Here is a 24,007-nt window from a genome sequence, read left to right as displayed (position 1 = left end):
CATTTCGGACCGGTCCGTTTTCCATGCCGCTGATCGTAGCCAGGCACGGCAACCGAATTCCGAACCGGTACGGTATCCCGCCCCGGGTCGAGCCCTGACGGCCGCCGGATTTCCGTACCGCCCGCCGGATTTCCGTACCGCTCACCGCCATATTGTCCCGCACCCGCCCGCCATGTTGTCCCGCACCACCGCCTGCGCAAGCGCATGTTGTCCCGCCCTGCGCAGACGTTGTCCCCGGCCTGCGCACGCGCAATGAGCGCTCATCCGGAGGTTGTCCCGCCCTGCGCACAGGTTGTCCCGCTGCGCGCTGCGCAATGAGCGCTGCGCAGGAGGTTGTCCCCGTGCTGCGCGCTGCGCAATGAGCGCTCATCCGCTGCACGGAGTGCAGCACCTCCCGGTGCTGCACTCGCTGCACGGTGCAGCAAGGGGAGCCGTGCTGCACCGTGCTGCACCAACTGTTCGGGTACCGCTGCAACGGCCGTTGCAGCTTGTCCCGCCTGGGCCGCCAGGTGCTGTCGCACTCCGGGCGGCCGGGTGCTGCACCGCCTGGTGCAGCGGGCCGGGTGCGACTGCGACGGCCGGTGCAGCGGGAGCCGTGCGACTGCGACAGCCGGTGCTGCACCGGGCGGTGCAGCACGAGGAGACCGCTGCACCGCTGCACCGCTGCACCGCTGCACCGCTGCACCGCTGCTCCCGCTGCTCCCGTGACCGGCCGGGCCGCGGGGCGGTTGCACCGGTGTGACGATGACTGCGAACGGGCGAGGTGGCCGGGCGGGGCGGCGGGCGCTCGGGCCGGTGGCGGACCGGGCGCTGGCCGACACCGTGAGCGCTCCCCGCCGGCCGCCGCCCTGGTCGGCGGCCGCCGTCGATGCCGTGCTGCGCGAGGTGCTGCACGCCTTCGAGGAACGGACCCAGGAGTGGCGGGAGGACTTCGAGGGCCTGGACGAGGACCTGCTCGCGGAGGCGGCCGGCGAGGCCCGGATGCTCGGCGCCGATCCGGCGGCCGCCGTCGACCAGTTGGTGCGCTCCCTGCTGCGAGCGCTCGCCGCCTGGCAGGAGGCGATCGGCGTGCTCGGCCGCGACCTGGCGGCGGCCGCGCAGGAGCGGCCGCTGCCCGGGTGGGCGGCCGACGTCGGCCGGACCGAGGACGTCCGCTGGCGGCAGGCCCGCGCCGCGCTGCTTGAGGCCATCGCCCGCCACCACCACGGCGTGCTGCCCGCCGCCGAGCCGGAAGGCCGGCCGTGGTGATCGGCACCCGCCCGCACGCGGAAGAATGGGGCCGGTGACCAGCACCCAGCCGCGCGGCCTGCACTCCCTGATCCCCACCCGTACCCAGACCACCCCCGCCGAGCAGGCCGCCTCCCAGCTGCTGCACCTGCGCTCGGCGACCGTGCCGGTGCCGGTTCTCGCCGCGGCCGCCGCCCTCATCGCCCCGCAGCTGGAGGACCCGGACCCGGCCACCCGCGACGCCGCCGAAGCCGTCCACGCCCACCTGCTCGCCGCCATCGACACCGCCGCCCAGAGCCGGTAGCCGACCGCTCGGGCCAGTGTCCTAACCCTGTCCCAGGCTGGGCCCGAAACACTCCTACCTGGGCTTTTAGGGGTGGGACGTCCTAGCGAAACGGTCGAAAACGGACATGCTGGGACGGTGCTGGGACAGGGTCTGAGACACCCTTGGGACAGCCCGTCCCAGCCCTCCGAGCGGCCGCGAACACCTCGTCCGCCCTACCGCCGCCTCGGGTCCGGTGCTCACCGTCCACTTCGCTCTCGCAGGCCTGAACCGGCCGACTGCGTTCCCGAACGCACTGCCTCCGACCTGCGGCGACGCCGACTGCGGACCCGGGTGTGCGGGCGTTCCGCAAAGGCCGGTGCGGGGCCGCACGCACTCCGCACCCACCCCTTTGCGGCGTACGGTGTTCGCCGCAAAGGTCCGAGCCCACTGGCCGGCCGCCCGTGACCAGGCCGCCGCCGGACGAGTTCACCGGTCATGACGACGCACCTTCCCCCGCTGTCCGAGTGGCCCCTCTACGGCGAGCCGCAGCAGACCCCGCCGGCCCCGGAGCCGGAGGAGGGCCAGGCCCTCACCGAGGAGGAGCAGGCGGCGCTGGAGCAGGCCGCGGCGACCGGGACGGCGGCTGCGGAGTGGATCCGCTCGCTCGGCGGCCGGTGGCCGGACGCCCGGGGTGAGCTGGCCGGCCTGGCGGACACCCTGGCCGAGGTGATGGCGACCATCGACCCGGCCGGGGAGGGCGAGATCGACGCCCAGGCCCACTACGAGCTGACCGTGGGCGTGCGGCACATGGTGGTGCTGCCCGCCGCCCGCGAGCACCTGAGCGCGGCCGAGCGCGTCGCCCTGGTCGCCGTCGGCGCGGTCGCCGCCGACGCCCCCGTCACCGTGCTCGGCGACTTCGACACCGCACTCCCGGTGCTGTGCGAGGCGATCGACGACGCCCTCACCCACGCCCAGAACCCGGGCAGCGCCTGACCGCCGCTGGGTCGTGCGAGGATCAGCCCGGCCCCGGCCGGCCACCGCTCTGCTTGCACCAGAACCGGTGGCCGGCCCCGGCCGGACAGCGGCGGCCGAGCCGACCAGGACGTGCTGTCCCACCCCTGTCCCAACCTCCGCGAAACACTGTGAACAGGGAAAACGGGGTGGGACAGTCCCAGGGCCGTCCCAGCGAAAGCCTGAACCGGACCGCCTGAGACACAGCGCTGGACGGGCTCGGACAGCCGGTCCTGCGGCGACCGGCAGGCGGTGCGGGCCGCCCCGTACGGGGAACGATCCCGGTATGAACGAGCACCAGGAGCAGGCCGGTCCCGTCGACCAGGTGCGGGCCCGGGAACTGACGGAGCAGCTGCGCAGCGCGATCGAGGACGTCCGGGCAGCGGTTCTGGTGCTGGCCCGCCGGGTGCGCGCTGCCCACCAGGCACGGGTGTGGACGGTCTTGGACTACGGGTCGTGGTCGGAGTACGCGCTCGCCGAGTTCGGGATCGGGCGCTCGACCGCGTACCGGCTGCTGGACCTGGCGGCCGTCGCCGAGGCGATCGAGGAGACCGTGCACGACGGGCTCGGGGTGTCCCACGCGTGGGACAGCACCGACCTGGTGCTGCCGGTGCGCGCGGTGGTGGACCTCAAGGGGCGCACCGCCGAGCTGACCGACCTGATCGCCGAACGCCTCGCCGACGTCCACCAGGACGCCGGCGGCGCCGTTCTTGCGGCGGAGGTGGTCGGCGGGGTGGTCGCCGCGGCCATCGCGGAGGTGAGGGCCCGCCCGGACGTCCCACCCGCCGAGCTGGAGACCGGCCCCGCACCGGGCGGCATCACCGCCGAGGCCTGGCGCCGCTACGCGAGTGCCGGCCGGGACGCGGTGGCCGAACAACGGAGGGGCCAGCGCGAACTCGGCGAGCTCGCCCTCGAGGTGGTCCCGGCCTACGTCTCCGACCTCCAGGCCGAGGACAACGGTCTCGCCCGTCTCGCCAGCGACATCGGCATCACCACCGGCGAACTGCTCGCCTGCCGCCGCTACGCGATGTCCGGCGACGTCCGGGCGATGGACGGCTGGTAGCCGCCGGGGACGGCTACCGGCTGGCCTGCGGGAGGGTGTTGGCGAGGTCCGTGGCCAGGTTCTGGGCGTCCTGGTGGGCCCGCTGCCACCAGAGCGCGCCCGGGTGGTCGTCACCGACGCGTCCGGCGGCGGTCTTCAGGACGGTGGCCAGTGCTTCGGCAGCTGTGCGAAGTTCGACGGCCAGCGGGTCGAGGTCGCCGGCCCCGTGCTCGGTGACGGCCCGGATCAGCCTGCCCGCCGACCAGGTCAGGTCCTCGGCGGCCTCCAGCGCGGTCGGCTGGCCGTCGGTGAGCAGCTCGATCAGCTCGGCCCGCTGCTCGGCGGTGAGGGTGGCGTGCAGCTGGAGGGCGTGTTCGGCGAGTTCACGCTGGTCCGGGCCGGTCTCGGCGACCTTGGTGCGCCCGCCGGCCGGGCCGGTGAGGAGCCTCTGGGCCTTCAGCACGCCGATCGCGCCTGAGACCGCGGCGGTGCTCACTCCGTAGGCGGCGGCGAGTTCGCTGCCGGTCGGCAGGGCTTCGCCGGGCTTCCAGCGGCCCCGGTCGATCTCGGCGCGCAGGGCGTTGGCCAGGCGCGGGACGCGGCCCTTCCTCGGGCCGGGCAGATCGAGGCCGAGGGCGGGGTCGTCGTCGGTGCTGGTGGTCACCCTCGGCTGGTCCAGGTCCGGTTGGTGTGGCCCTTCAGCGGCCAGTCGGTGGGCGGGATCGGGGCCTGGCCGCGCGCGTCGCGGACGGCTTCGTCCGTGGCGCAGTCGCCGCAGACGCTGATGCGGCGGTCGTGGGTGACGCGGGAGGCGGCGCCGACGTCGCCGGGGAACTGGGCGAGGGGTCCGGTGCAGCGCGGGCATCCCGGCTGGGCGGAGGCGGCAGTGGCCTCGGCGGGGGCCGGCTGCTGATGGATCGTCATGCACCGACGGTAGCGGGGCCGGTGCCTGCCGCGAGGGGCTTCGGCGGAGCCGGGGCGGGTCAGATCGGCCGGTCGGGGTCGGAGAAGGTGAGGCCGCCGGCGGCGAGCGGACGCCGCACGGGCGCGGGCACCGGGGCGCTCTCGGCGGGCGGCTCGCGGAAGTCCGCGCCCTGCTCCACCGGCAGCAGCCGCTGCCCACCAGCCTGGGCGGGCACGGGAGCGGCGGTGTCGGGCTCGGAGAAGGCGGGCAGCGAGAGGTTGCGGCGGTCCGGGGTCATGGCCCTCAGTGTGGCAGTCACCGCGCGGCCACCAGCACCAGGGGCCGGTCGGCGGGGGCTGTCCCAGCCTTGTCCCAGGTCCTGCGAAACGCTCCCACCTGGGCAAACGGGGTGGGACAGTCCCAGGTCTGTCCCATCCTCGCGCCGCACAAAGTGCCGAGCGGGTGTCAGCCGGCGGCTTCGTCCGCAGTCTGGTCCGCCGAGTCGGTGTCGGGCTGCGGCGCAGCGGTGGCGGTGCGGGAGCGCTGGAGCTCGGCCAGGAGGTCGGTGAGGTGGTCGGGGCGCAGCGGGCCGTCGTACTGGTCGAGTGGCACGGTGGGGACCGGTCCGGGGTAGCAGGCGCGGCGGAGCCAGTCGGCCTCGTCGGGGTAGGCGGCGCGGGCCTGGGTGGCGATGGCCGCGTACCAGGCGTTGATTGCCTCGCGCTTCTCGGCGGCGGTGGCGTAGGGGCCGAGCTCGGGGACGACGAAGTCCGGGTGCAGCACCACCTCGGGTGCGGGAGCGGTGTCGCTGCTGGTGGCGGGGGTTTCGGTGGGGGTGATCGTGTCGGGCACGCCCGGGATCGTAGTCGGCGGCGCTGACGAGTGGCCGGTCGGCCCGCCGACGGGAGGGCCGGTGGGGACCGGCCGGCCCAGTCCGGGCGGTGGTCACCCGGGCCTGCCCGCTTCCCTGGCCGTGGCTGGGGGGCCGGACCGCCGGGAGGGTCACGGCCGGCTCTGGATCTCCTCGCGCAGCCGGGCCAGAACGGTCGCGGTGGGGCGCCCGGGCTACCCGGCGGCGAACTCCGTGGGCCTGCCGGGTGGCTGCTCTGCGTCGGCCGGGTGGAAGGCCAGAGCGGCGGCGTGGTGGGCGTCGCCGAGCCGGTTGAACAGCCGGGACGGGATGGGGGCGAAGTCCGGCTCGGTGTCCGGCTCGGGTCGGCGGTAGTAGAGGAAGGCGACGGGGCCGCGGAGGCCGCGCTTCTTGGGGCGCAGGTCCGGGTCGGCGATGGTGTCGAGCATGTGCTCGGCGTAGAGGTTGGCTTCCTCGGGTGAGTTGGCGCGGGTCATGATGCACAGGCCGTTGCGGGCGATCGGGGTCTGCGCGAGGGAGAAGGAGTCGCCGAGCTTCATGTCACCGCAGATCTTCGCGGTGACCAGGGAGACGCTGGCGGTGTCGTACATGAGCATCGAGTGCCGGACGAAGAGCACGTCGCCGTTCGGTTGGATGATCGCCGCCAGGTGGGAGTCGATCCGGTCGGCGCCGGCCTGCTCTGCGGTGGTGACGAACTGGGCGGCCGCGCGCAGTCGGCGGGCTCGCACCTGCGGGTCGGCTGCTTGGGCGGCGTCCTGAAGTTCGGCGACGGCGTCCAGGAGGTCTTGGCGTCCGCGGTCTTCCCTGACCCGGGCGGTGAACTTCTGGATCACCTCGGCGAGCTGGACGATGTGCTCGCTGGCCGGTCCCGGTTCACGGCCGGCCCAGTCCAGCGCCAGCGCGGCGAGCTCCTCGAGGTAGCCGGCTCCTTCGAGGGCGTCGTGATCGTCCATGGCGCCGAGGCTACCGAGGTGTCCAAGTCTCGTCAGCGGAACCGGTGAAGCGATCGGTCGCCGGGCCCGGTGGTCACGACCGGGGCGGCCGGTCGGCGTTCTTGTCGCGGGTGCACAGGTGGGCGGTGGGGCAGGACGGGCAGCCACGGACGTCGACGAGGTGGGCGACGGCGTCGAACAGCTCCTGGGCGCGCTTCACCGTGCCGACGCCGTTGAAGCCGGCGTACTCCTCCACCGTGCCGGTGGTGCCCTCGCTCAGGTGGGCGCGCAGGTAGGCGAGGGCGGAGAACTCGGCCGGTGACATGGTGGCCGGGTCGACGGGGATGCATGCCTTCGGCACGAGGTCGCTGGCGATGTCCCCGCCGAACAGCCACGGCTCGCCCGGCTTGGCGGGCTTGCCGACGACCAGCCGCACCACCGGAGCGGGCAGGTCCTGGTGCTCGCCGACCAGGATCATGCCGTAGGAGTGCAGTTCGTGGACGTGGCCGCGCACGTCACCGGCCGGCACCCGGCCCATCCGGGCGGCGAGCTCCCCGACCGGGACCGCGATGACCTCGCCGTCCGGGCGCTGCAGCGGCAGGGTGCCGACGTCGACCAGCTGGTCCAGGACGATCGCCTGCTGCGGGATCGACTTGCCGTACACGGGCCGCAGCCGCAGCAGACGCCGCAGCAGGTCGACCGCCTCCGCGCTGACCGTCGGGTCGGCCGCCAGGGCGTCGGGGTCGACGCCGACCGCCGGAGTCAACCACCGCTCGTAGCCCGGCGGCTCCAACTGCCGCAGCGAGTACCTGACGTCCCGCTGCTCCCTGCGCGGCTTGCCCGGCTTCCTGCGACCCATCAGCTGCCCCTTGCCCTCGGTGACCTGGGCGCATTCAACACCACCAGGCGACACCGAAGCCGGTCGTTTCCCGTACGGGGGACGGATGTTGACGGCCCGTCGGGTGCGGGAGCTCAGTCGTCGGGGGTCGTGTTGACCGCCTCGCAGTTCCAGCACGTCCAGTCGTAGGGCAGCCGGTAGCTGTGGACGCTGAAGAATCCGAGCGGCTCGCCGTACACCGAGCAGCTCGCCTCGCAGTTCCAGCACTCGAACTCGAAGTCCATCTCTCCCCCTCCTGCGTCCAGGATCGCGGTTCCCAGCGCGTCATGGGGCGGAATCCGGAGAAGGCAAACGACTCGGATCCAGGTGCTGAAGTACGGGCGGCTCTTTCACCGGATCAGCTGGTGCGGGCAAGGACCGCGCTGGCCCACGCGGTGAACTCGGAACGACGGGCGGCCTGGTCGAACTCGGCCTGGGCGATGGCCTTGCGCCGAGCGGTGTCGGCCGGGTCGGTCACTCCGAGCGCCTTGGCGCGGTGCACGCGGTCGGCGCCGAGGCCGACCGCGTTGAGGATGTTCTCGGCGGCGAGGTCGCCGTCGATGGCCCGGGCGGTGAACTCGGTCAGCAGCAGCCAGCGGTGCACGTAGGTGCGGCCGGCGCCGGGGTTCGTGCCGATCAGGACGAGCAGGTGGCCCAGGAGGGTTTCGGCGAGGTCGTGCTTGTCGGCGTTCCAGGCGGCGTACGCGCTGTCGAACGTCGGGTTGGCCAGCTCGGAGAGCGCTTCGCGGTGCTGGTCGGCCGCGCCGACGAGGATCGCGTCGGCGAAGAGGCCGAACTGCAGGACCTCGGCGGTCATGGCCGGCAGGTCGACGGCCGCCGGATCGAAGCTGACCCAGTCGTCGTCGTCCGACACCCGGGCCAGCTTCTCCAGCCCCTGGGAGAGGCCGTCGGCGAGGTCAGCGATCCGGCGCAGCTCCTCGGCGGCGCGGGCGGGCATCCGGTAGTACATCGAGGCGTTGAGCAGGCCGTCGTTCCACTCGTCGCTGCCTGGAGTGGCCTTCGCCGCGTCGGCCAGGTCGGTCTGGACGGTGAAGGCGGCGACGCGGGTGGCGTGCCAGGTGAACGGCGGCTCCGCGACGTCCGCGTCGGTGTCGAGTGCGGTGTCCTGCTCGTCGGCCAGGTCGGTCTCGTTCATGCCGTTCCCCTCCCCGCACCGCGCTCCGTCGCTCGGTGTGACGGCGAGGCTACCGTTCGGCCCTGACAGGCGGGAGGGTGGGGCGTCAGCGGTGGAGCGGTCCCGGGTGAACGTCGATCCTCGGGCCGCCCTTCGCGGGGGCGAGGACATCTTGGTAGTGGTGGTCGAAGGAGAGGATCGCCGGGTGACCCAACCGCCAGGCGAGGACGGCGTTGACGGCGTCGGCCAGGCCGAGCTCGTGCCCCTGGTAGCGGCGCAGCAGGGCTTCGGCGTCGGCGTACAGGCGGCGGTCGGCGGGCGGAAGGACGACGACACCCTGCCCGGCGAGCGCGCCCAACCTGGTGATGGCGTTGACGGCCTCGCCCTCGCCGGCCCGGCGGGTCAGGAGGTGGTCGAGCTCGGTCATCACCATCGGGGAGACGATCAGCACCCGGGCCGCCGACAGCGCCTCCGCGCCCTGCCGATGGAGATCATCTTTCCGGTTGAAGGCGGCCAACAGAACAGAGGTGTCGGCGACCGCGACGCCGAACCGAGCGGTCACCGGCCGAAGCCTTCGTGCAGCCACTCGTCCGCGCGGGAGGCCAGGTCGGGCGGGCCGTCGAACAGCGCCCAGTCCACCGGGGGCAGCGGCTCGGTGGGGATCGGCAGGACGCCGGCGGCGTGCTCGATCGCCAGCTCCTCCGGGGTGCGGCCGAGCACCGCGGCCAGATCCCGCAGGATCTGCGCCTCCACCCCGGACACCGTCACGGACGCGGTGATCGACGGCTGCGCCTGGGCCGGGTCGGGAGCGGGTTCGGACTGCGGACTCATCAGACCCTCCTGGGTATGGCGGGCCGCCGTGGCAACGGCCCGCAGGATGACGGTAGCGGCTGACGGGGTGTCAGCGGCTCGGTGTGGCAACCGCGGCGCGGTGTGGCCGGGCGGTCAGGCCGCGATGGCGAGCTGCTGTCCGGCGGCGGCCACCAGGCGGTCGCACTCGTCCAGCGCCCGGCGGCGCCGTACGGCGAGGTCGTCCAGGTCGGCGGCGGTGCGCAGCGCGAAGGTGGCGTCGACCGCGTTCTGGGCGGCGCCCGCGAGGTCGGGGCTGACGATGCGCAGCAGGGTGTGCGGGGTGGTGACCGCGGAGCGGGTGGTGTGGACGTTCTCGGTGTGGACGTCAGCTTCCTGCGGGCTGCCGGTCAGGAACAGAGCCCTCAGTCGGATGGTCTGGGCGCGCCGGTGGTCGGCGAGCGCGGACACCAGGGCGGTGACGGCCCCGGTCACCTCGGCGCGGCGGGCCTGGGCGGTGTCGGCGGTCCGGGCCTGGGTGGCGGCGCGGTTCTGCATCCGGCCCGCGACCGCGGCGCCGGCCAGCGTGCCGACGACGGCGACGATGCTGCTGCCGATGCCCAGCCACGTCTCGATCCCCATGCTGTGCTCCCCCTCCAGGTGGTGGTGTGCTGGTTGTCAGTTGCTGGTGGTCTTGGCGGCCGGGTCGCGGCGGGCCTTGCCGTAGCGCTCCCAGGCGGCCTGCTTGGAGATGCCGAGGGCCTCGCCGATCTGGGCCCAGGAGTGGTCCAGGTAGCTGGCGCGCAGGGCCGCGTCGCGGGCCTGGCGGGCGAAGTAGCCGTCGGAGATCCGGATGGCGGCCAGCGCGGCCATCGGCTTGTCGTCCTCGATGAGCTTGTCGAGCTGGCGGCCGACCGAGCGGATCTGCTCGGCGAGCGCCGCCGGGACGGCCTGGTCGGTCAGGTCGTGCATGTGGTTGTCCCACCAGTCCGCCTGGGCGTCGACCTCCTCCGTGTCGCCCTGGTCGTCGGTGGTGGCGTAGGGGTGCGTCTTGTCGCTCGACCACCCGCACGTGCACGTCGCGACGAGGCCGCGGCAGTGCGGGCTCGCGGGGTCGGTGTCGTCGACGTCGTAGACGGAGGAGTAGCCGTGCCCGTCGTAGATCTGATGGGTCGTCATACCGTCAAGGTTCCATTACGTCCTGCCGGAAGTCAAGGCAGATCGTAAGGAATCCATTACACCCCTGGTGGGCGAGGTGGCGTGCCCTTCACCCCGCGGGGTCGGCCACGCCCGGCCGGGCCCGACCGACGCGGGCTTCACCACTGGCCCGGGTGCGTGGCGGGTCCGGCAGGCTCAGGCGCTGGCCCTCGCGAACGCCGGCGTGGATGGGTCGCCGTACGCGCCGTCGACGGTCGGGGGCCTGTCGTCGCTCGGGTCCGGTAAGAAAGTCCGGGACTTTCTCGCTGGAGAAGTTCCCTGCTCAGAGCGGCAAATGCAGCAGGGATGCCACATCTATGCATCACGGATGCACTGTTCGGATCCGGGGCGTGCTGATTCGGTGGGAGCCCGTCAACCGAAGGATCTGACTGTGTCTCCTGCCCTGCCTTCCCCGTCCTCCGCCACCCGGCGCCCGCGCCCGGGCGACGTCGAGACGGCGGTGGTCGCCGCGCTGGTGGCCGCTGTTCTGGCGTGCTCCGGATTACGTGGCTGGAGCGCGGAGCAGCTCGCCGCGGTGCTGACCGCGCTGGCGGCGTGTGTCGGTCCGTTGGTGCTGAGCCGTCGCGTGGGCTGATGCCGTCCCGCTCGTCTTGCTGGTGGACATGCTGATGGCCGGGCCCGTCGCGCTTCGAGCGCGAGAGGCCCGGCCGGGCCCGTCAAGGACCGCGGCCAGGTCCTGCTCGAACTGGTCGCGGTCGGCGGGCGAGCGGTGAATCGGGTCGCTGTGTGGTCGGGCCGGGAGCAGTTCACGGTGCCGGGTCTGCGAGGTGCTCGGCGTGGTCGGGAGCCGGCTGCTGAGGGACGGTGCCGTCGTGCCGCATCTCGGCGAAGGCCGGGAGCGTGGCGTTGAAGGCGACGGTGATGGTGGCGCAGGGGCCGGTGCTGTGCTTGGCGACGATGAGGTCGGCTTCGCCGGGCCGGTTGCTCTTCTTGTTGTAGGCGTCGTCGCGGTGCAGGAGGACGACCAGGTCGGCGTCGTCCTCGAGGGTGCCGGAGTCGCGGAGGTCGTAGATCTGGGGGCGCTTGTCGTCGCGTTGTTCGGGGCCGCGGTTGAGCTGGGACAGGACGACGATCGGGACTTCCAGTTCGCGGGCGAGGAGCTTGAGGCGGCGGCTGGCCTGGTTGATGTCCTCGTAGCGGGTGCCGTACTTGTGGCGGCCCTGGTCGAGGAGCTGGACGTGGTCGAGGACGATCAGCTTGACGCCGTTGCGGGTCACCAGGCGGCGGCTCTTGGAGCGGATCTCGTCCAGGGTGAGGTTGGGGGCGTCGTCGATGTACATCGGCGAGGAGGTGACGTTGGGCATCCGGCCGGCGACCCGGGTCCAGTCCCGGCCGGTCAGGTTGCCCGACCGCATCTGGTGCAGCGGGACGCGGGTCTCGGCGGCCAGCAGGCGCATCGCGAACTCGTTGCGGCCCATCTGGAGGCTGAACAGGACGGCGGGCAGGCCCTGCTGGATCGCGCAGGCGCGCAGCAGGTGGAGGGCGAGGGTGCTCTTGCCGAGGGAAGGGCGAGAGGCGATGACGACCAGTTGCCCAGGGTGCAGGCCGTTGGTCAGGGCGTCGAGGTCGACCAGGCCGGTGGAGATGCCGCTCGGTGTCCCGTAGTGGGAGCCGAAGCCCTCGATGACGTCGAGGGCGCCTTCCATGATGTCGCTGACCAGATTCGCGTCGGCGCTGCTGCGGGCGCGGCCGGTGGTGACGGCGAGCGTCTCGGCCTGGACGGCGTCGACGAGTCCGCTGATCGGTTCGTCGGTGCGGGCGAGCCGGTCGATCCGCACGGAGACCTCGATCAGCCGACGGCGCATCGCCAGGTCCTCGACCCGGCTGGCGAGTGCTTCGGCGGCCGTGGTGGTGCGGACCTTGTGGTGGAGGGAGTGCACGTAGTCCTCGCCGCCGACCCGGGTGAGGAGGTCCTGCTTGGCGAGGTGCGCGGAGACCGTGACGGGGTCGACGGGCTCGCCCTGGGCGTAGAGGGCCAGGACCGCGGCGTAGATGAACTCATGGGCGGGACGGTAGAAGCTGACCGGGTCAAGGATCTCCACCACGTCCGTGACGGCGTCCTTGGAGAGCATCATGGCGCCCAGCAGCTTCTTCTCGGCGGCCAGGTCGTGCGGCACCTCGCCGAAGGCGCTGAGGTCGGTCTCCTCGCTCACGGTCGTCCTCTCCTGGCCGCTGACCGGCCGATGATGTCGGGGGTGGCGCTCTCGCCGACACCCTGTCGCAACTGCGGCGGACTGTCCGGGGTTTGCACGAACGAGCGACTACTCACCAGCTACGAACGCCGGCCTTCATCGGTCTCGGCCTGGCGGGCGGCCGCGTCCTCGCGCATCCGGCGGCGCAGTTCCTGGTAGACGGGCGGGGGCAAGGCTGACTGTGGGGCTGGCTGGGTGTGGGGGCGGGTGGTCCGGTCGTCGGGGTCCTGGTCGTGCTGGGTGGTGGGGGCGGGGCCGGTGCGGATGTCGATGGTGGTCACGGTGCCGGGTCGGAGCTGGTCGAGGACGGTGAGGATCTGGCGTTGCTGGAGGCGGAGCTGGGCAGCCCACGAGGGGGAGTCGGCGATCACGCGCAGGCGGCGGGTGGCGGGGTCGTAGCCGGCGAGGTGCCAGTGGGTGGCGGCGTCGGGTCCGACGATGGCGGGCCAGCGGTCGCGCAGGCCTCCGCCAGCGGCGCCGAGCGTCCAGCCGTGGGCGGCGACCAGGGCGAGGAACACGTCGGCGATCGGCTGCGGCTCGCGCGCAGTCCGGGATACCGCCGACCGAACGGTCCGGGGGCGTTGAGCAGGGGTGTTGCCGTTGGCGCGGGCGGCTTGGCGGGCGGCCCGCAGTGCGGTGCGGGCCAGGTCGGCGCCGGTGGTCGTGGTCATCGGCTGCTCCCGGCGAGTTCGCGCTCGCGGCGGCGGGCGGCCCGCTCCTCGCGGAAGGCGACGCCCTGGGAGTAGTCCGCGCTCAGCCAGGACGGCACGGTGACCGGGGGCAGGTCGGCGTCGGTGCTCAGCCAGGGAGCCCGGGGGGCCTGGGCGGGGGTGGGGTCGTCCGGCGGTTCGGCGCACAGGCCGCACGGCAGGACGGTGCGCACGTGCCGGTCGCAGTAGGCCGGGCGCTGCTGCCCGACCTGGCCGCACTGCTCGGCGGGGCCGACAGCGGTGACCTGGCCGACCGGGGTGGTGCCGGACTCGGTGCGGGCCTGCTCCCGGGCGGCCCGGCGGCGGACCGCGGACCGGTGCTGGGCGCCCTCGACGTGGTAGGCGCAGCTCTGGCACTCGCCGCCCAGCTCCCAGTCCTGGCCGGACTCGCAGGTGGGCAGGTTGCAGCCGCGCCGCACCAGGCCCCGGTTGCGCTTGGGGTCGGCGAGCCAGGCGTACGGGTCGCGGATCCCGTCGCGCTCCAGGACGTACCGGCGCTCCAGCCGCTGGGCGACCCGGTCGACATCCCCGCCGACGTCGCGGATTGCCCGGCCGATCGCCCGGGCGCTCTCCCGCTGCTGGAAGGCGTTCATCCGGCTCACCAGATCGGGCACCAGGCGCAGCACCTGGTGGACCTCGGCGCTGACCGTCAGGGTCGGCGCCGGGTTCTTGGCGGGCTTGGCCGTCGTCGAGGTGAGGGTGTTCCGCGGTTCCGGCGAAGCCGCGATGCGGCCCGCCCCGGAGGTGGTCGGCACGGCGACGGCGGGGACCCGGCCAGCCACCGGCGAGGCGCACTCCTCGCGCACGCGCGTGTCACGCGCTACGGACGTCTCGGCTACGCCGGAACCGCAACCGACAACGGCGGGAGCAGGCTTGTTCACAAGAGCTTGATCAAGAGAGCTTGTTTGTGGAGCCGGATCCAGGGGGGAGGTGGGAGCCGGATCCAGGGGGGAGGTGGGAGCCGAAACCAGGGGGGTCCGCGCCGTCTCCAGCAGGGTGAACAGGTCGAGCTGACCCGGGCACTCGGACACCTCCAGCTCCTCCTCAACGCCTGCCGGCAACACCTGCCGGCGGACCTGCTGCGGCTGCGCGAACAACGCCTCCTGCGTCACCACCCCGGCCACCGGCACCGAGTGGACCGTGTACCGGTACGCCCCGCCGCTGTCCTTCTCCCGACTGACCCAGCCCTCCGCCACCAGCTGCGCCGCGACGGCGAGGGCGGTCTCGGCCCCGAGACCGCACAGAGCGGCCAGCTGCCGTCCCGAGGTCGTCGTCTCAAGGTGCTCCCGGTAGGACAACGCGCAGTAGATCTTGAACAGGTTCCCGGACAGCGCGTTCCGCACCTCAGCGGGGATCCACACCGCGCGAACCTCCCGGCCGGCCTGCTCGACCCGGCGGGCGACCGTGCCACCCGGCCGGTGCTCGCACTCCACCAGGACACCCTCGGCCTCCCGCAGCATCTCCGCGACAGACTTCTCGTGCAGGCCCAGCCGCTCCGCGATCGTCGCGTTCGACGCCCAGCAGTACCCGGCCTTGCTCAGGCAGTAGTCACCCACCACCGTCACCGAGCGAATCAGGTCACCGGTGAACGCGGCCAGCCACGCCACCGGGAAGCGGGTGCCGAACCTGGCCTCGGCCGCGTCGGCCTCTCCCGGAGAAGGGACAGCCGCCTCGTCCGGCCGACCGGACCGCTGGCCGGGGACGAGGGCGGTGGTCGGGTAGGCGGACAGGGGGTTGTCGAGAGCGGCCGCGTCGGCCTGAGGATTCCGGGTCATGCCACTAGAGGTCGCCGCGAAGCTCGGGGTGTGACGGCGGTCGAGGTGACGCCCGCCACACACGCTGGACGTCGGGGAGGTGTCAGCGGACTGGCCGAGACCGATCGACGCGGCCGGGACTACACCCGACAGGCCCTCTTCAACAGGGTCGACACCGTCACCCGAACGTGTGATATGGGTCACAGTTGCAGCGTCGGCGAGGGCGGGTCCGACAACCCGTCCGCCATCCGGTCCCGGGACGAATCCCATGGCAGACAGGGGGGAGGAGAGATCACCCCCCTCTCCGGGGACACCACTGGAGCTGAAACCCCTGGTGACGGGGGTCGCCACGGGGACACCGTGAGACTGGAACGTCATGGGCGGCTGCTGCAAAATGACAGAGCCCTCCTGTTCTCAACTAGGAACGGCACCGGCCGCCTTCTCGGAGGCCGGGTACGGCAACGGCCCCTCACGGGGTCGGTAGGACGCCCCCTCGCGGGGGTACTGCAACGGCCCCCTTCGCCGGGGGTCGGTACGACACGGCACCCCCTCGGGGGAGCCGGTACAGCAACAGCAAGGCGGCTCCTGCCACGGAGCCGGTGGTACGCCCCTCTTTCGAGGGGGTCGTGCTCGGTTCGTCGAGAACCTGTAAGTCGCTCGGACGCCGGCTGCCAAGCCGTCGGAAGAGCCCTCGTAGCCGGCCGCCAAACCGTCTACGGAACTGATGGCCGCAGTACCTGATCAAGTGCGCCAACACGAGATGCAGGAGCGGCCGGGGCCATCTGCCTTGCCATAGGCAGAGCCCCAGTTGGCTAGATCACCTCACCAACTCCCTTCGGGGAGAGGTGCGCCCGAAATCAACAACGGCACCCCGCCGGAGGACCTGTTCGGTCAACTCCACGGCGGGGTGCCGTGCGCATGTGGGGGCGCCGCTGCGGGTACCCTTCATCACGTCACCACCCTTCGCGTGGTTGACCGGGACAGGCCCCTGGCAGGGGGCGCTAGTCCACTTGAACGCCGTCCGGTCCCTTGGGGCCGGGCGGCGAAGTGCTTCTTGGATCACTGACGATGACACCCTACCCCTGTGGACAACTCGCAGCGTAGCCACATCTTCACCGTGTCGATCCGACGGTCCAACGATCTGACGGCCGGACAAGTTCACCCCCATCAGCGAGGACTCCGCAGCTCACGAAGGTGCGCCACGAACTCCACGGCCTCGGGCGCGTGGGCGTAGCGGGTCTGGAGGACCTGGCCGAGGTCAGCGCTGACCATCGCCAGCGACGGAAGCGACCGACGGTCTCCTTGCAGAGCTCGCTCCCCATAGCTCAACGCGGTGTCGAGGTCGCCCTCACGGGCAGCCACCACCCCGAGGGTGACCCGGGCCTCCGCGATGCGCATCGGTGCTCGCTCGGTCCCGTCGAAGTCGGTGCCGGCCCGGATCACTTCGGAGGCCAGCTGCTCGGCGAGGCGGTTCTCGCCCGCCTTGCGGTAGGCGTCCATCCGGTAGAAGTCGTACTTGGCCGGGTCCACGACGAAGTGGTTCTCGATGTCCTCGGGGTACGGCAGCCGTTCCAGCAGCTGGCGGCCCTGGTCGAGGGCGACCTCGGTCTGCTGCCGGTCACCGAGTCGCGCCCAGGCCTTTGCCTTCTGCGCGTACAGCTGAGCGGCAACGCTCTCGTTCGGTGCGATGGCGATGCCAGCCTCGGCGGCTGCGATGACGCCGCGGTAGTCGCCCCGGGTCAGCGCGAACCAGCTCCTCATCTCGTGTGCCCACCCCTGGACGCTCAGCTCCCCGGCCTCGGCGCCGAGCATCAGGGCGGCCTGGCGGGTCGCTTCCGCATCACGGGGGCGACCCGAGTCGTACTCGACACAGCCCACCAGCAGCGACAGCTTCCCGGCGAGCGCGATCAGCTCGCGGTGCTGGGCCAGGTTCACCCGCTGGTGCTGGAGACCGACGACCCGGGCCAGCCACGCCCGCCCCTCGACCAGCAACTGGTCCGCTGGCATGTAGGCGTACTCGCAGCACAACCGGTCGGCGGTGATCCGCAGCGCGTCCAAGGTGGCGGTGTCGACGTCGCTGGCACGGAGTCGGGCGATGATGTCCACCGTGTCCATCCCGCTGACCTGGATGATCTCGGCCCGGCCGTCCCGCCGGCCGCGCTCTGGGAAGAACGCGCCGGTGGTGGTACTGAACGTGGCGGCGATCTCCGCCTTGTACTTGGTCGGCTGGGTCTCCCCGGCCTCCCACCTCTTCCACTGCCGGAGGAGGTCCTGCTCCACGACGACCTGGTCGATCGGGAGCCGGGCCATCATCGCGCGCACCGCGTCGCTCTGGGACCAGCCCCGAGCGGCCCGTTCCTCCACCATGCGTTGAGCCCACGCGGGCCTGTCGTCAGCCATAGCAGATCCCTCCCACAGTCGGTTGCAGCGAGTCTGGCAGTGCGGTGTGGTCCTACGGAGGTGACAAGTACCGGTGACATCCCGGTTGTCACCGCTCCCCGTCACTTTCTACGGCTCGATCGGCCGGGCACGGTGATTTCGTTCGGAGGCCGGAGGGGGAGCTGATGAGGCCGGGATCAAGTTGGGTTGTCGGGAGCTATAGCGGTCAGCACCGACTGCGGCTTGCCGTCGTAGACGAGGTGCGGCTCGTCAGGGCCAGGCGGGTAGAACCGACCGCTCCACCGCTCGAGGTCGCTTTCGGAGATGTACATCGAGTTCGGGTCGTTGTGGGTGTTCAGATTGCGGATCTGGAGGCGGGACCAAAGCAGGTCCTGGGTTGCCTGCAGATAGACGAGCAGTGGCTCACCGCCAGCTGCGGTCGCCCTGTCCCTCCACTCGGTGCGCTCGGCTGGCGTCCAGAGCCCGTGGTCGAAGACAACCGGGTGGCCTGTGGCCAGTGCTTCGGTCAGATCGCCAGCCAGGTCGTCCAAGACAGGTCGCTCCCGGACGAGGTACTCGCCGCGGGGGAAGTCCGTCCCGTAGTGACCGTGCCTTCGGAACATCTCCTCATCTGGGCAGATCCGTTTCATCCCTGCGGACTCCAGGGCTCGGGCGAGGCTGGTTTTGCCGGAACCGGGGAGGCCGGCCATCAGCACGCAGGGTGCGCTGGTCATGGGAGCAACTCCGACGACTCTTCGCGGGTACGCCCCGGTGCCCCGAGGTCGACTCCGTACTCGAGGACTCGACCGTCACGGTCGATGAAGCTCGCGGTCATAACGAGGATCGCAGCCACCGTGTTCGGGCCCAGCTCCAGCAAAACCAGGTCTTCCGCCGTAGCGATGCGTGCCCCTGTTCTGTCGCGGCGCTGCTCAGCACGGCGTCCGGTCGCGCGGGCGATGAGGTCCAAGGACGTTCCGCCCTGCAGGCGCTCGCCTCGGGCCAGCTCGGGAACTGCAGCGGCGAGCTCGCCCGGGATCCAAGAGGTGGAATGTGCGACGACTCCGTGGCTGTCGCGGTACACGCGGGTCCTGCGGACCGTCGAGTCGCCGGCCTTGATACCGAGCGCCTGGGCCACATCCTCGGGAGCCGGGACCAGGGCGCCGGTGTGCGAGTCCGACCGCTCGCCGGTCCCCCAGGATGATCCCGTCTGCTGGCCCCGGTCTTGCCGCTGCGAGCCAGAAGAGAGGGTCACGGGGTGCCCGATCACCTCGGTGCCAATGCCGTGGATGCCCCGTACGAGCCCCTCTGTGCGCAGCTTCGCCATGGCCTTTTCGACGGTGCCGGGGCTCACCTTCCACTCGGCCGCCAGGATCTTGTTGCTCGACAGCATGGTCCCGGCCGGGAGAGCGCCAGAGGCGATCAGATCCCGGTAGTGCGCTGCGATGCGCTCGTTCGGTGGTCGATTGTCGACCGGGTCAGCCATAGCCCTAGTTCCTCTGCGACTCGAAAAATGCGCCCTTCGGAACCCCACTGTACCGCTTGACACCGTGGGATGCCATGGGGCACCGTGGGGTACCACAAGGCAGTGACCGAGGCAGTACGAGCGGTCACCTCTTGTGAGATCCACCAAGTGCGAAACATCTACATAGTTCGACCTGCGCCGACTGACGGTGAAGACCAGACCCTGGGGTCGCGCAGGAGCTCCACCCATCAGCAGCTGTGCTGCCCAGGCCCCACAGGCGATTCGTCGCTCGTGAGGTGTGGAGAACACAGCCGCAAGCCTCCGCCCCTTCGTACTCGGGAGACCGTGATGCGCAGCAACACCCGGCCGGCTCTTCGGCTCAGCACCTTTCGCCCCCACCAGCTCGAGATGTCCCCCGGCCTGCCGGCCTCCCTGGTCTGCCCCGACTGCGGGGTCTGGCGCCGGATTAACCGCAGCAAGATCCAGCCGCACACCCTGGACGACGAGACGACGTACTGCCCGGCCAGCGCCCAGCGCGTCGAGAAGGACGTCACTGCCGAGCAGTGGTCGCTGGCGATCTCGGAGGGCGTCGCGGACAACGCCTCCCGGCGGCCGACCACGGTGCTCAAGAAGGTGAAGGCGCCGGCCCCCAAGGCGGTCCTCCACATCGCGCAGCGGCGCTCGGACGACCCGGCCGGGTCCGCCAGGCAGCTCGCCAAGCGGCGCACCCGCGAGTGGGCCCGCACCCTTCGGACGGTTCAGGACATCGACACCAAGCGGGCTGAGTCGGTTGAGGGCGCTCGTAGCCCGATCTTCCCGCTGACCATGCCGGAGCACACGCCCACCGAGCCGCTGACGCTGCCGAGCGGGCGTATCGCCTGACCAACCAGCAGCAGCACGAACGACCACGGCCGCCGCCCACCCCCTGAGCACGACGGGGTGGGCGGCGGCCGTGGCTGCTCGTACGCAGCACAGAGCAGCAGAAGGCCCCGGGGGCGCAACCCCGGGGCCTTCAGTCGGTCGCTCAGCCCACCAGCAGTGACGAGAGGAAACGACCTGTGGACACCATGATGGCACTCTCCGTCGACACCGCGGAGACCTCGAACACCGACTTCGACGACCTGTACGGCCGGTACTCCACCGCGCTGCTGGCCGCCGCCGCCGAGCAGCTCGCCGCGATCAGCCCCGCCGCGACCGACCTCGACGAGGAGCTCGCCGACCAGGTCTGGGACGCGGTCGAGGCCGGCCACTACCCCGACGGGCACCGCGGCCTGGATGGCCTGCTCGTCCTGCTGCGCCAGCTGGTCCGCCGCGTCCGGGCCCGGGCGGCCGCCGCCACCCAGGCGATCCGCTCCGTCGTCATCGACCTCGACCTCCTGGCCGACGCCGACACCCGCACGATCGCGACCACCCCGGCCCTGCCGGCCACCGTCTCCGCCGCCGTCCGCTACCTCGCCCTGGCCGGGTGACCCCGTGGCGTCCGACGCGCTGATCCAGCTGCTCCTCGCCAAGGCAGCTAACAAGGCCGCCGCCCAGGCCGCCAAGGCCGCCGCCGCCGCGCTCAAGAAGGCCACCTCGGGAGGCACCAAGTGACCGTCACCGACCCCAGCATCTGCCGCTCGTTCATCGGCGGCGGCACCCCGACCACCACGCCGTCCGTGCCGCCGACCCCGCCCGCCCCGGCCCCGACCGGCGGTGGCCGATGAGCGCCGACGACGACGCCTGGACCAGCCAGCAGATGGACGAGCTGCTCCGCAGGGCCCGAGAGATGCACGCCAAGGCCAAGGCCGAGAAGCAGCAGTAGCCACCACCACGACTGAGAGGACCCCGCGATGTTCGACGAGGACTCGTACGCCGCCCGCCAGGCCGAGCTGGAGCAGATGCACGCCGACTACGAGGCCGCCGACCAGGAGGAGTACCTCGCCTGGCAGATCGAGGTCGACGCCGACGCCATCCGGTACCGGGTGGACGCCTTCCTGGAGCAGCCGGCCACCGACGGCGCGGTCCTGGAGCAGCGGCACGTGCTGCACGAGGCCGCCTACCCGGAGCAGGTCGCCGCGCTGCGGCGCCTGGCCGCCCTGGCCTGACCGCCTCGGTCGCTGTCGTTCGCCACCGCGCCCGCCCCGCACCGGGGGCAGGGCGCGGCGGTGTTCGAAGGTGCCCGACGCACCCCACCACCGTCACCGCGAAGGAGAACGGGATGTTCGAGAAGCTGCGCGCCGCCGTCACCGGCACCGTCATCGACCTCACCGGTCAGCACCAGTTCACCAAGGACATCAAGGCGCAGATCGCGGGCGGCGACCAGGAGGCCGCCGCCGCCTTCCGCACCGGCACGCTCGCCGCCGCGCTGACCGAGCGGGGCCGCGAGGCGCGCGGCCAGGAGGTCGTCGACTACGTCCAGGCCGTCCAGCAGGCCGACGGCGGCAGCGCCGACCGCGTCAGCTGGTTCTTCCGCCGCTGACCGCACCACCTCACCGACCACCGCGCCGCCGTGCCCACCCCGGATTCCGGGACGGGCACGGCGGCGCACCTCTCTCCCCTATATACGGAGGCCACACCGATGCTGACCATCACCTCCCGCCGCACGCTCAAGACGCTGCGCGACCGGGCCGAGCAGGCCGAGACCAAGCTGAGCGAGACGGCCGCCGCGCTGGAGACGGCGCTGACGCTCACCGCGCCGGCCGACTGGACGCCGGCCGAGCCGCCGGTCGACGGCGACCTGGACGCCGTCCTGCGCTACATCGACGCGGGGGTCCGCGACGAGGCCGCCTGCCGGGCCGCCGACTTCGCCGAGCAGAACTCCGACTCGGTGAACGTGCTCGGCCTGGCGCTCGCCGAGCGCTGGAGCGGCCTGCCGGACGGCAGCGCCGTCCACTACCTCGGCGCCGGCCAGTGGCTGCACTACCACCCCGGCCGCTCCCGGTCCGGCACCGCCCGCTCCGGCCACTACCCGGCGGCCGAGCGCATCGGCCTGCTCACCGCCCGCTCCGTCGACTACGACGTCCAGCCGCTGAGCAGCCTGGCCGACCTGCTGGAGCGGCTCACCGCCCGCGCCACCGCCGCCTACCGCGTCTGACGACCGCCCGCGTTCCCCGCGCACGTATATAAGGAGAGCCCCTGTGGCTGCCCGCACCCGCACCCCCGCCCGCCGCCCGGCGGCGAAGACCCCCGCGAAGACCACCGCCACCACCGCCCCGGTGGCGGCCGACACGGTGCCCGCCCCCCGCGAGCCCGACGCCCCCGCCACCGACCAGGCCGCGGTCGACACCCTGCTGGAGAGCGCCCGCACCGAGGCCGACCAGCTGCGCACCACCGCGCAGGCCGACGCGGACCAGCTGCTCGCCGACGCCCGCCAGAAGGTGGCCGACGCCGAGCAGGTCCGGGCGGAGGCCGGCACGGTGCTGGCCGACGCCGAGCAGCTGGCGAAGGCGACGGCGGCCGAGCTGGAGGAGCGCCTGGCGCTGGCCCGTGACGAGCTGGCCGACGCGATCCGCCAGCGCACCGCCGCCGAGCAGCAGGTCGCCCGGCTCGCGGCGCTGACCGAGCAGCAGATCCAGGCCGCCGAGCAGACGGTGGCCCGGGCCCGCGAGATCGCCGACGGCGACCTCGCCGCCGCCGAGCAGACGGTCGCCCGCCGCCGCCAGGCCGCCGAGAAGCTGCAGGCGGAGGCGGAGGCCGAGGGGGAGCGGATCGTCGGCGCGGCCCGGGAGCGGGCGCGGCAGATCCTCGCCGACGCCGAGCAGGTCACGGCGCAGGCCCGCGTCGAGGCCGAGCAGGTCGCCGAGCACGGCGAGCACCTGGTCGCCGAGGCCAAGAAGCAGGCGACCTCCTTGGTGGAGGCCGCCGAGCAGGACGCCGCCGCCCGCCGCCAGTCGGCGGCGACGGCGCGCAGTGAGGCCGAGACCGACGCGGAGCAGCTGCGCGGTCAGGCCCGGGCGGCGCTGGACGCCGCGGAAGAGGAGGCAGCGCAGATGCTGGACAGCGCGAGGGAGCAGGCCGACTCGCTGGTGAAGAGCGCCGAGGAGCAGGCGCAGGTGCTGGAGCGGGAGGCGGAGGAGGTGCTGGCCGCCGCCGAGGGCCAGGCCGCCGAGGCGGTCGCCGGGGTGAAGGCGATGGCGGAGGCGCAGGCGTCGGGGGTGATCCGCAGTGCGGAGGCTGCTGCGGCCGAGCGGCTGGCCGGCGCGGAGGACCAGGCCGGGCAGCTCGTCGGCGACGCCGAGGTGCGGGTGCGGGAGGTGCTCGGCGCGGGCGCGAAGCAGCAGGCCGACGCGCAGGCCCGGCTGGCGGCGATCCGCGAGGAGGCCGAGGAGGCGGAGGCCCTGGTCGCCAAGACGCGGGTGCGCCAGGCGGTGGTCGACAAGTGGGGCCCGAGGGTCGCGCTCGCCGCCACCATCGTCCTCACCGCCAGCGGCGAGTTCGCGCTCGCCCGGATGTCCGGGTGGCCGTGGCAGGTCGCGTGGGCGCTGCCGCTGTCGATCGACGTGTACGTGGTGCAGAGCTTCCGTCGGCACCGGGACGTGCTCGGCGCGATCATCCTGATGGTCGCGGCGAACGCGGTCTATCACTTGGCGGCGGCCGGCCTGGTCGGCGTGCACACCTCCGGCCCCGACAAGGGCAAGCCGCTGTGGTGGCTGATTGTGACGGTCGCGGCCATCGCGCCGTGGGTGATGTGGCGCCTGCACCAGATCACCTCCACCGGTGAGAGCGGCCACGGCGACGACAAGCCCGGCCCCGGTGAGAGCGAGACCGCGCCGGGCGACAGTGAGACCGACGAGTCGGTCTACGTCGATCTCAACGACGACCTCGCCGCCCTCACTCCCGCGCCGGACGACGGCGCGGACGACGGGCGAGAGCGCCGTGAGATCGAAGCCGGGCCCGGTGAGAGCGGCCACCGTGAGACCGGCCGCCCGATGCGACTGGTTGAGACCGGCGGCGGCGAGCGTGAGACCGGCAGGTCAGCGCGTGAGACCGATCGTGAGAGCGGACCCGGCGCGGCACTCGCCAAGCGCGGCGGTGAGACCAAGAAGCGCGCCGCCGCCCAGGACGCCGAGATCGAGGGCGAGATCACCGCGCTGCTCAGTCTCATGCACCGCCGGGGCGGCACCGACCAGGTCTCACTGGAGGACGCCGAGAAGGTCACGGGCAAGAGCCGGGCGACGTCCGCCCGGCGCCTTGAGACCGCGCGCACCCGCTTCCGCAAGACCGGCTGAGACCGGACCGCCCGCCGACACCCCGCCAG

28 protein-coding genes are annotated in these 24,007 nt (G+C 72.5%); 10 read left to right on the top strand and 18 right to left on the bottom strand.

Annotated features, from left to right (window positions below):
* Window positions 1-744 precede the first annotated feature (744 nt).
* The 4 genes from ACWCYY_RS35180 (at window position 745) to ACWCYY_RS35165 (ending at window position 3,566) form a co-directional block, all read left to right on the top strand.
* Complete coding sequence (locus ACWCYY_RS35180; RefSeq protein ID WP_449798380.1) at window positions 745-1,248, top strand: hypothetical protein; 504 nt, start codon at window positions 745-747, stop codon at window positions 1,246-1,248.
* A gap of 34 nt (window positions 1,249-1,282) precedes the next feature.
* Window positions 1,283-1,531 carry a hypothetical protein gene (locus ACWCYY_RS35175; RefSeq protein WP_449798379.1) on the top strand — a complete coding sequence of 83 codons (249 nt, stop codon included), beginning with the start codon at window positions 1,283-1,285 and terminating at the stop codon, window positions 1,529-1,531.
* 456 nt (window positions 1,532-1,987) lie between these two features.
* The gene (locus ACWCYY_RS35170; protein WP_449798378.1) at window positions 1,988-2,485 is read left to right on the top strand and encodes a hypothetical protein; all 498 of its coding nucleotides are present in this window, start codon (window positions 1,988-1,990) and stop codon (window positions 2,483-2,485) included.
* A gap of 304 nt (window positions 2,486-2,789) precedes the next feature.
* Window positions 2,790-3,566, top strand: a complete 777-nt coding sequence (locus tag ACWCYY_RS35165; RefSeq protein ID WP_449798377.1) for a hypothetical protein — start codon at window positions 2,790-2,792, stop codon at window positions 3,564-3,566.
* A gap of 13 nt (window positions 3,567-3,579) precedes the next feature.
* Here ACWCYY_RS35165 and ACWCYY_RS35160 read toward each other — a convergent pair whose 3' ends face one another.
* The 18 genes from ACWCYY_RS35160 to ACWCYY_RS35075 form a co-directional block, all read right to left on the bottom strand.
* Complete coding sequence (locus tag ACWCYY_RS35160) at window positions 3,580-4,209, bottom strand: GntR family transcriptional regulator (protein ID WP_449798376.1); 630 nt, start codon at window positions 4,207-4,209, stop codon at window positions 3,580-3,582.
* Window positions 4,206-4,469, bottom strand: a complete 264-nt coding sequence (locus ACWCYY_RS35155) for a hypothetical protein (protein ID WP_449798375.1) — start codon at window positions 4,467-4,469, stop codon at window positions 4,206-4,208. Before ACWCYY_RS35155 ends, ACWCYY_RS35160 begins: the two co-directional genes overlap by 4 nt.
* A gap of 59 nt (window positions 4,470-4,528) precedes the next feature.
* Complete coding sequence (locus ACWCYY_RS35150) at window positions 4,529-4,747, bottom strand: hypothetical protein (protein WP_449798374.1); 219 nt, start codon at window positions 4,745-4,747, stop codon at window positions 4,529-4,531.
* A 167-nt stretch (window positions 4,748-4,914) separates the two neighbouring features.
* On the bottom strand, window positions 4,915-5,301 hold the full coding sequence (locus ACWCYY_RS35145) for a hypothetical protein (RefSeq protein ID WP_449798373.1): 387 nt from the start codon (window positions 5,299-5,301) through the stop codon (window positions 4,915-4,917).
* A gap of 213 nt (window positions 5,302-5,514) precedes the next feature.
* Window positions 5,515-6,273, bottom strand: coding sequence for a hypothetical protein (locus tag ACWCYY_RS35140; RefSeq protein ID WP_449798372.1), 759 nt, complete (start codon window positions 6,271-6,273; stop codon window positions 5,515-5,517).
* Window positions 6,274-6,346: 73 nt separating this feature from the next.
* Window positions 6,347-7,111 (bottom strand): hypothetical protein, encoded by a 765-nt coding sequence (locus ACWCYY_RS35135; RefSeq protein WP_449798371.1) that lies wholly within the window; start codon window positions 7,109-7,111, stop codon window positions 6,347-6,349.
* 113 nt (window positions 7,112-7,224) lie between these two features.
* Window positions 7,225-7,374, bottom strand: a complete 150-nt coding sequence (locus tag ACWCYY_RS35130; RefSeq protein WP_449798370.1) for a hypothetical protein — start codon at window positions 7,372-7,374, stop codon at window positions 7,225-7,227.
* 113 nt (window positions 7,375-7,487) lie between these two features.
* Window positions 7,488-8,285: a hypothetical protein gene (locus ACWCYY_RS35125; protein WP_449798369.1), complete on the bottom strand. Its 798-nt coding sequence runs from the start codon at window positions 8,283-8,285 to the stop codon at window positions 7,488-7,490.
* 85 nt (window positions 8,286-8,370) lie between these two features.
* A complete protein-coding gene (locus ACWCYY_RS35120) occupies window positions 8,371-8,826 on the bottom strand; it encodes a type II toxin-antitoxin system VapC family toxin (RefSeq protein ID WP_449798368.1) in 456 nt (151 codons plus the stop codon).
* Window positions 8,823-9,095, bottom strand: a complete 273-nt coding sequence (locus ACWCYY_RS35115) for a hypothetical protein (RefSeq protein ID WP_449798367.1) — start codon at window positions 9,093-9,095, stop codon at window positions 8,823-8,825. Before ACWCYY_RS35115 ends, ACWCYY_RS35120 begins: the two co-directional genes overlap by 4 nt.
* A gap of 114 nt (window positions 9,096-9,209) precedes the next feature.
* A complete protein-coding gene (locus ACWCYY_RS35110) occupies window positions 9,210-9,695 on the bottom strand; it encodes a protein kilB (RefSeq protein WP_449798366.1) in 486 nt (161 codons plus the stop codon).
* A gap of 36 nt (window positions 9,696-9,731) precedes the next feature.
* Complete coding sequence (locus tag ACWCYY_RS35105) at window positions 9,732-10,232, bottom strand: hypothetical protein (protein ID WP_449798365.1); 501 nt, start codon at window positions 10,230-10,232, stop codon at window positions 9,732-9,734.
* A gap of 785 nt (window positions 10,233-11,017) precedes the next feature.
* Window positions 11,018-12,424 carry a replicative DNA helicase gene (gene dnaB / locus ACWCYY_RS35100; protein WP_449798364.1) on the bottom strand — a complete coding sequence of 469 codons (1,407 nt, stop codon included), beginning with the start codon at window positions 12,422-12,424 and terminating at the stop codon, window positions 11,018-11,020.
* Window positions 12,425-12,543: 119 nt separating this feature from the next.
* Window positions 12,544-13,134, bottom strand: coding sequence for a DciA family protein (locus ACWCYY_RS35095; protein ID WP_449798363.1), 591 nt, complete (start codon window positions 13,132-13,134; stop codon window positions 12,544-12,546).
* A complete protein-coding gene (locus ACWCYY_RS35090; RefSeq protein WP_449798362.1) occupies window positions 13,131-14,948 on the bottom strand; it encodes a helix-turn-helix domain-containing protein in 1,818 nt (605 codons plus the stop codon). Before ACWCYY_RS35090 ends, ACWCYY_RS35095 begins: the two co-directional genes overlap by 4 nt.
* Before the next feature lie 1,146 nt (window positions 14,949-16,094).
* Window positions 16,095-17,294 (bottom strand): XRE family transcriptional regulator, encoded by a 1,200-nt coding sequence (locus ACWCYY_RS35085; RefSeq protein WP_449798361.1) that lies wholly within the window; start codon window positions 17,292-17,294, stop codon window positions 16,095-16,097.
* Window positions 17,295-17,503: 209 nt separating this feature from the next.
* Window positions 17,504-18,040: an AAA family ATPase gene (locus ACWCYY_RS35080; protein WP_449798360.1), complete on the bottom strand. Its 537-nt coding sequence runs from the start codon at window positions 18,038-18,040 to the stop codon at window positions 17,504-17,506.
* The gene (locus tag ACWCYY_RS35075) at window positions 18,037-18,789 is read right to left on the bottom strand and encodes a GntR family transcriptional regulator (RefSeq protein WP_449798359.1); all 753 of its coding nucleotides are present in this window, start codon (window positions 18,787-18,789) and stop codon (window positions 18,037-18,039) included. The genes ACWCYY_RS35080 and ACWCYY_RS35075 overlap by 4 nt, the downstream gene beginning before the upstream one ends.
* 327 nt (window positions 18,790-19,116) lie before the next feature.
* On the opposite strand from ACWCYY_RS35075, the gene ACWCYY_RS35070 reads away from it, so the two are divergent.
* From ACWCYY_RS35070 to ACWCYY_RS35045, 6 genes are all read left to right on the top strand, one after another.
* Window positions 19,117-19,650, top strand: coding sequence for a hypothetical protein (locus tag ACWCYY_RS35070; RefSeq protein ID WP_449798358.1), 534 nt, complete (start codon window positions 19,117-19,119; stop codon window positions 19,648-19,650).
* Between the two features lie 176 nt (window positions 19,651-19,826).
* The gene (locus tag ACWCYY_RS35065) at window positions 19,827-20,237 is read left to right on the top strand and encodes a hypothetical protein (RefSeq protein ID WP_449798357.1); all 411 of its coding nucleotides are present in this window, start codon (window positions 19,827-19,829) and stop codon (window positions 20,235-20,237) included.
* Between the two features lie 363 nt (window positions 20,238-20,600).
* A complete protein-coding gene (locus tag ACWCYY_RS35060) occupies window positions 20,601-20,855 on the top strand; it encodes a hypothetical protein (protein ID WP_449798356.1) in 255 nt (84 codons plus the stop codon).
* 113 nt (window positions 20,856-20,968) lie between these two features.
* Entirely contained in the window at window positions 20,969-21,229 is a 261-nt protein-coding gene (locus tag ACWCYY_RS35055; protein ID WP_449798355.1) for a hypothetical protein, read from the top strand.
* 99 nt (window positions 21,230-21,328) lie between these two features.
* Window positions 21,329-21,844: a hypothetical protein gene (locus tag ACWCYY_RS35050; RefSeq protein ID WP_449798354.1), complete on the top strand. Its 516-nt coding sequence runs from the start codon at window positions 21,329-21,331 to the stop codon at window positions 21,842-21,844.
* A 43-nt stretch (window positions 21,845-21,887) separates the two neighbouring features.
* Window positions 21,888-23,978: a hypothetical protein gene (locus ACWCYY_RS35045; RefSeq protein WP_449798353.1), complete on the top strand. Its 2,091-nt coding sequence runs from the start codon at window positions 21,888-21,890 to the stop codon at window positions 23,976-23,978.
* Window positions 23,979-24,007 lie beyond the last annotated feature (29 nt).

The organism is Kitasatospora sp. NPDC001664 (genome assembly GCF_053596675.1).
Note: the sequence above shows the minus strand (reverse complement) of the source record. Positions and strands in the feature narration are given on the sequence as shown.

Bases quoted from the DNA above. Each gene is read 5' to 3' on its own strand.
- ACWCYY_RS35180 (WP_449798380.1), top strand. From the start codon at position 745: ATGACTGCGAACGGGCGAGGTGGCCGGGCGGGGCGGCGGGCGCTCGGG.
- ACWCYY_RS35170 (WP_449798378.1), top strand. From the start codon at position 1,988: ATGACGACGCACCTTCCCCCGCTGTCCGAGTGGCCCCTCTACGGCGAG.
- ACWCYY_RS35165 (WP_449798377.1), top strand. From the start codon at position 2,790: ATGAACGAGCACCAGGAGCAGGCCGGTCCCGTCGACCAGGTGCGGGCC.
- ACWCYY_RS35155 (WP_449798375.1), bottom strand. From the start codon at position 4,469: ATGACGATCCATCAGCAGCCGGCCCCCGCCGAGGCCACTGCCGCCTCC.
- ACWCYY_RS35150 (WP_449798374.1), bottom strand. From the start codon at position 4,747: ATGACCCCGGACCGCCGCAACCTCTCGCTGCCCGCCTTCTCCGAGCCC.
- ACWCYY_RS35140 (WP_449798372.1), bottom strand. From the start codon at position 6,273: ATGGACGATCACGACGCCCTCGAAGGAGCCGGCTACCTCGAGGAGCTC.
- ACWCYY_RS35135 (WP_449798371.1), bottom strand. From the start codon at position 7,111: ATGGGTCGCAGGAAGCCGGGCAAGCCGCGCAGGGAGCAGCGGGACGTC.
- ACWCYY_RS35130 (WP_449798370.1), bottom strand. From the start codon at position 7,374: ATGGACTTCGAGTTCGAGTGCTGGAACTGCGAGGCGAGCTGCTCGGTG.
- ACWCYY_RS35125 (WP_449798369.1), bottom strand. From the start codon at position 8,285: ATGAACGAGACCGACCTGGCCGACGAGCAGGACACCGCACTCGACACC.
- ACWCYY_RS35115 (WP_449798367.1), bottom strand. From the start codon at position 9,095: ATGAGTCCGCAGTCCGAACCCGCTCCCGACCCGGCCCAGGCGCAGCCG.
- ACWCYY_RS35110 (WP_449798366.1), bottom strand. From the start codon at position 9,695: ATGGGGATCGAGACGTGGCTGGGCATCGGCAGCAGCATCGTCGCCGTC.
- ACWCYY_RS35105 (WP_449798365.1), bottom strand. From the start codon at position 10,232: ATGACGACCCATCAGATCTACGACGGGCACGGCTACTCCTCCGTCTAC.
- ACWCYY_RS35095 (WP_449798363.1), bottom strand. From the start codon at position 13,134: ATGACCACGACCACCGGCGCCGACCTGGCCCGCACCGCACTGCGGGCC.
- ACWCYY_RS35090 (WP_449798362.1), bottom strand. From the start codon at position 14,948: ATGACCCGGAATCCTCAGGCCGACGCGGCCGCTCTCGACAACCCCCTG.
- ACWCYY_RS35085 (WP_449798361.1), bottom strand. From the start codon at position 17,294: ATGGTGGAGGAACGGGCCGCTCGGGGCTGGTCCCAGAGCGACGCGGTG.
- ACWCYY_RS35080 (WP_449798360.1), bottom strand. From the start codon at position 18,040: ATGACCAGCGCACCCTGCGTGCTGATGGCCGGCCTCCCCGGTTCCGGC.
- ACWCYY_RS35075 (WP_449798359.1), bottom strand. From the start codon at position 18,789: ATGGCTGACCCGGTCGACAATCGACCACCGAACGAGCGCATCGCAGCG.
- ACWCYY_RS35070 (WP_449798358.1), top strand. From the start codon at position 19,117: ATGCGCAGCAACACCCGGCCGGCTCTTCGGCTCAGCACCTTTCGCCCC.
- ACWCYY_RS35060 (WP_449798356.1), top strand. From the start codon at position 20,601: ATGTTCGACGAGGACTCGTACGCCGCCCGCCAGGCCGAGCTGGAGCAG.
- ACWCYY_RS35055 (WP_449798355.1), top strand. From the start codon at position 20,969: ATGTTCGAGAAGCTGCGCGCCGCCGTCACCGGCACCGTCATCGACCTC.
- ACWCYY_RS35050 (WP_449798354.1), top strand. From the start codon at position 21,329: ATGCTGACCATCACCTCCCGCCGCACGCTCAAGACGCTGCGCGACCGG.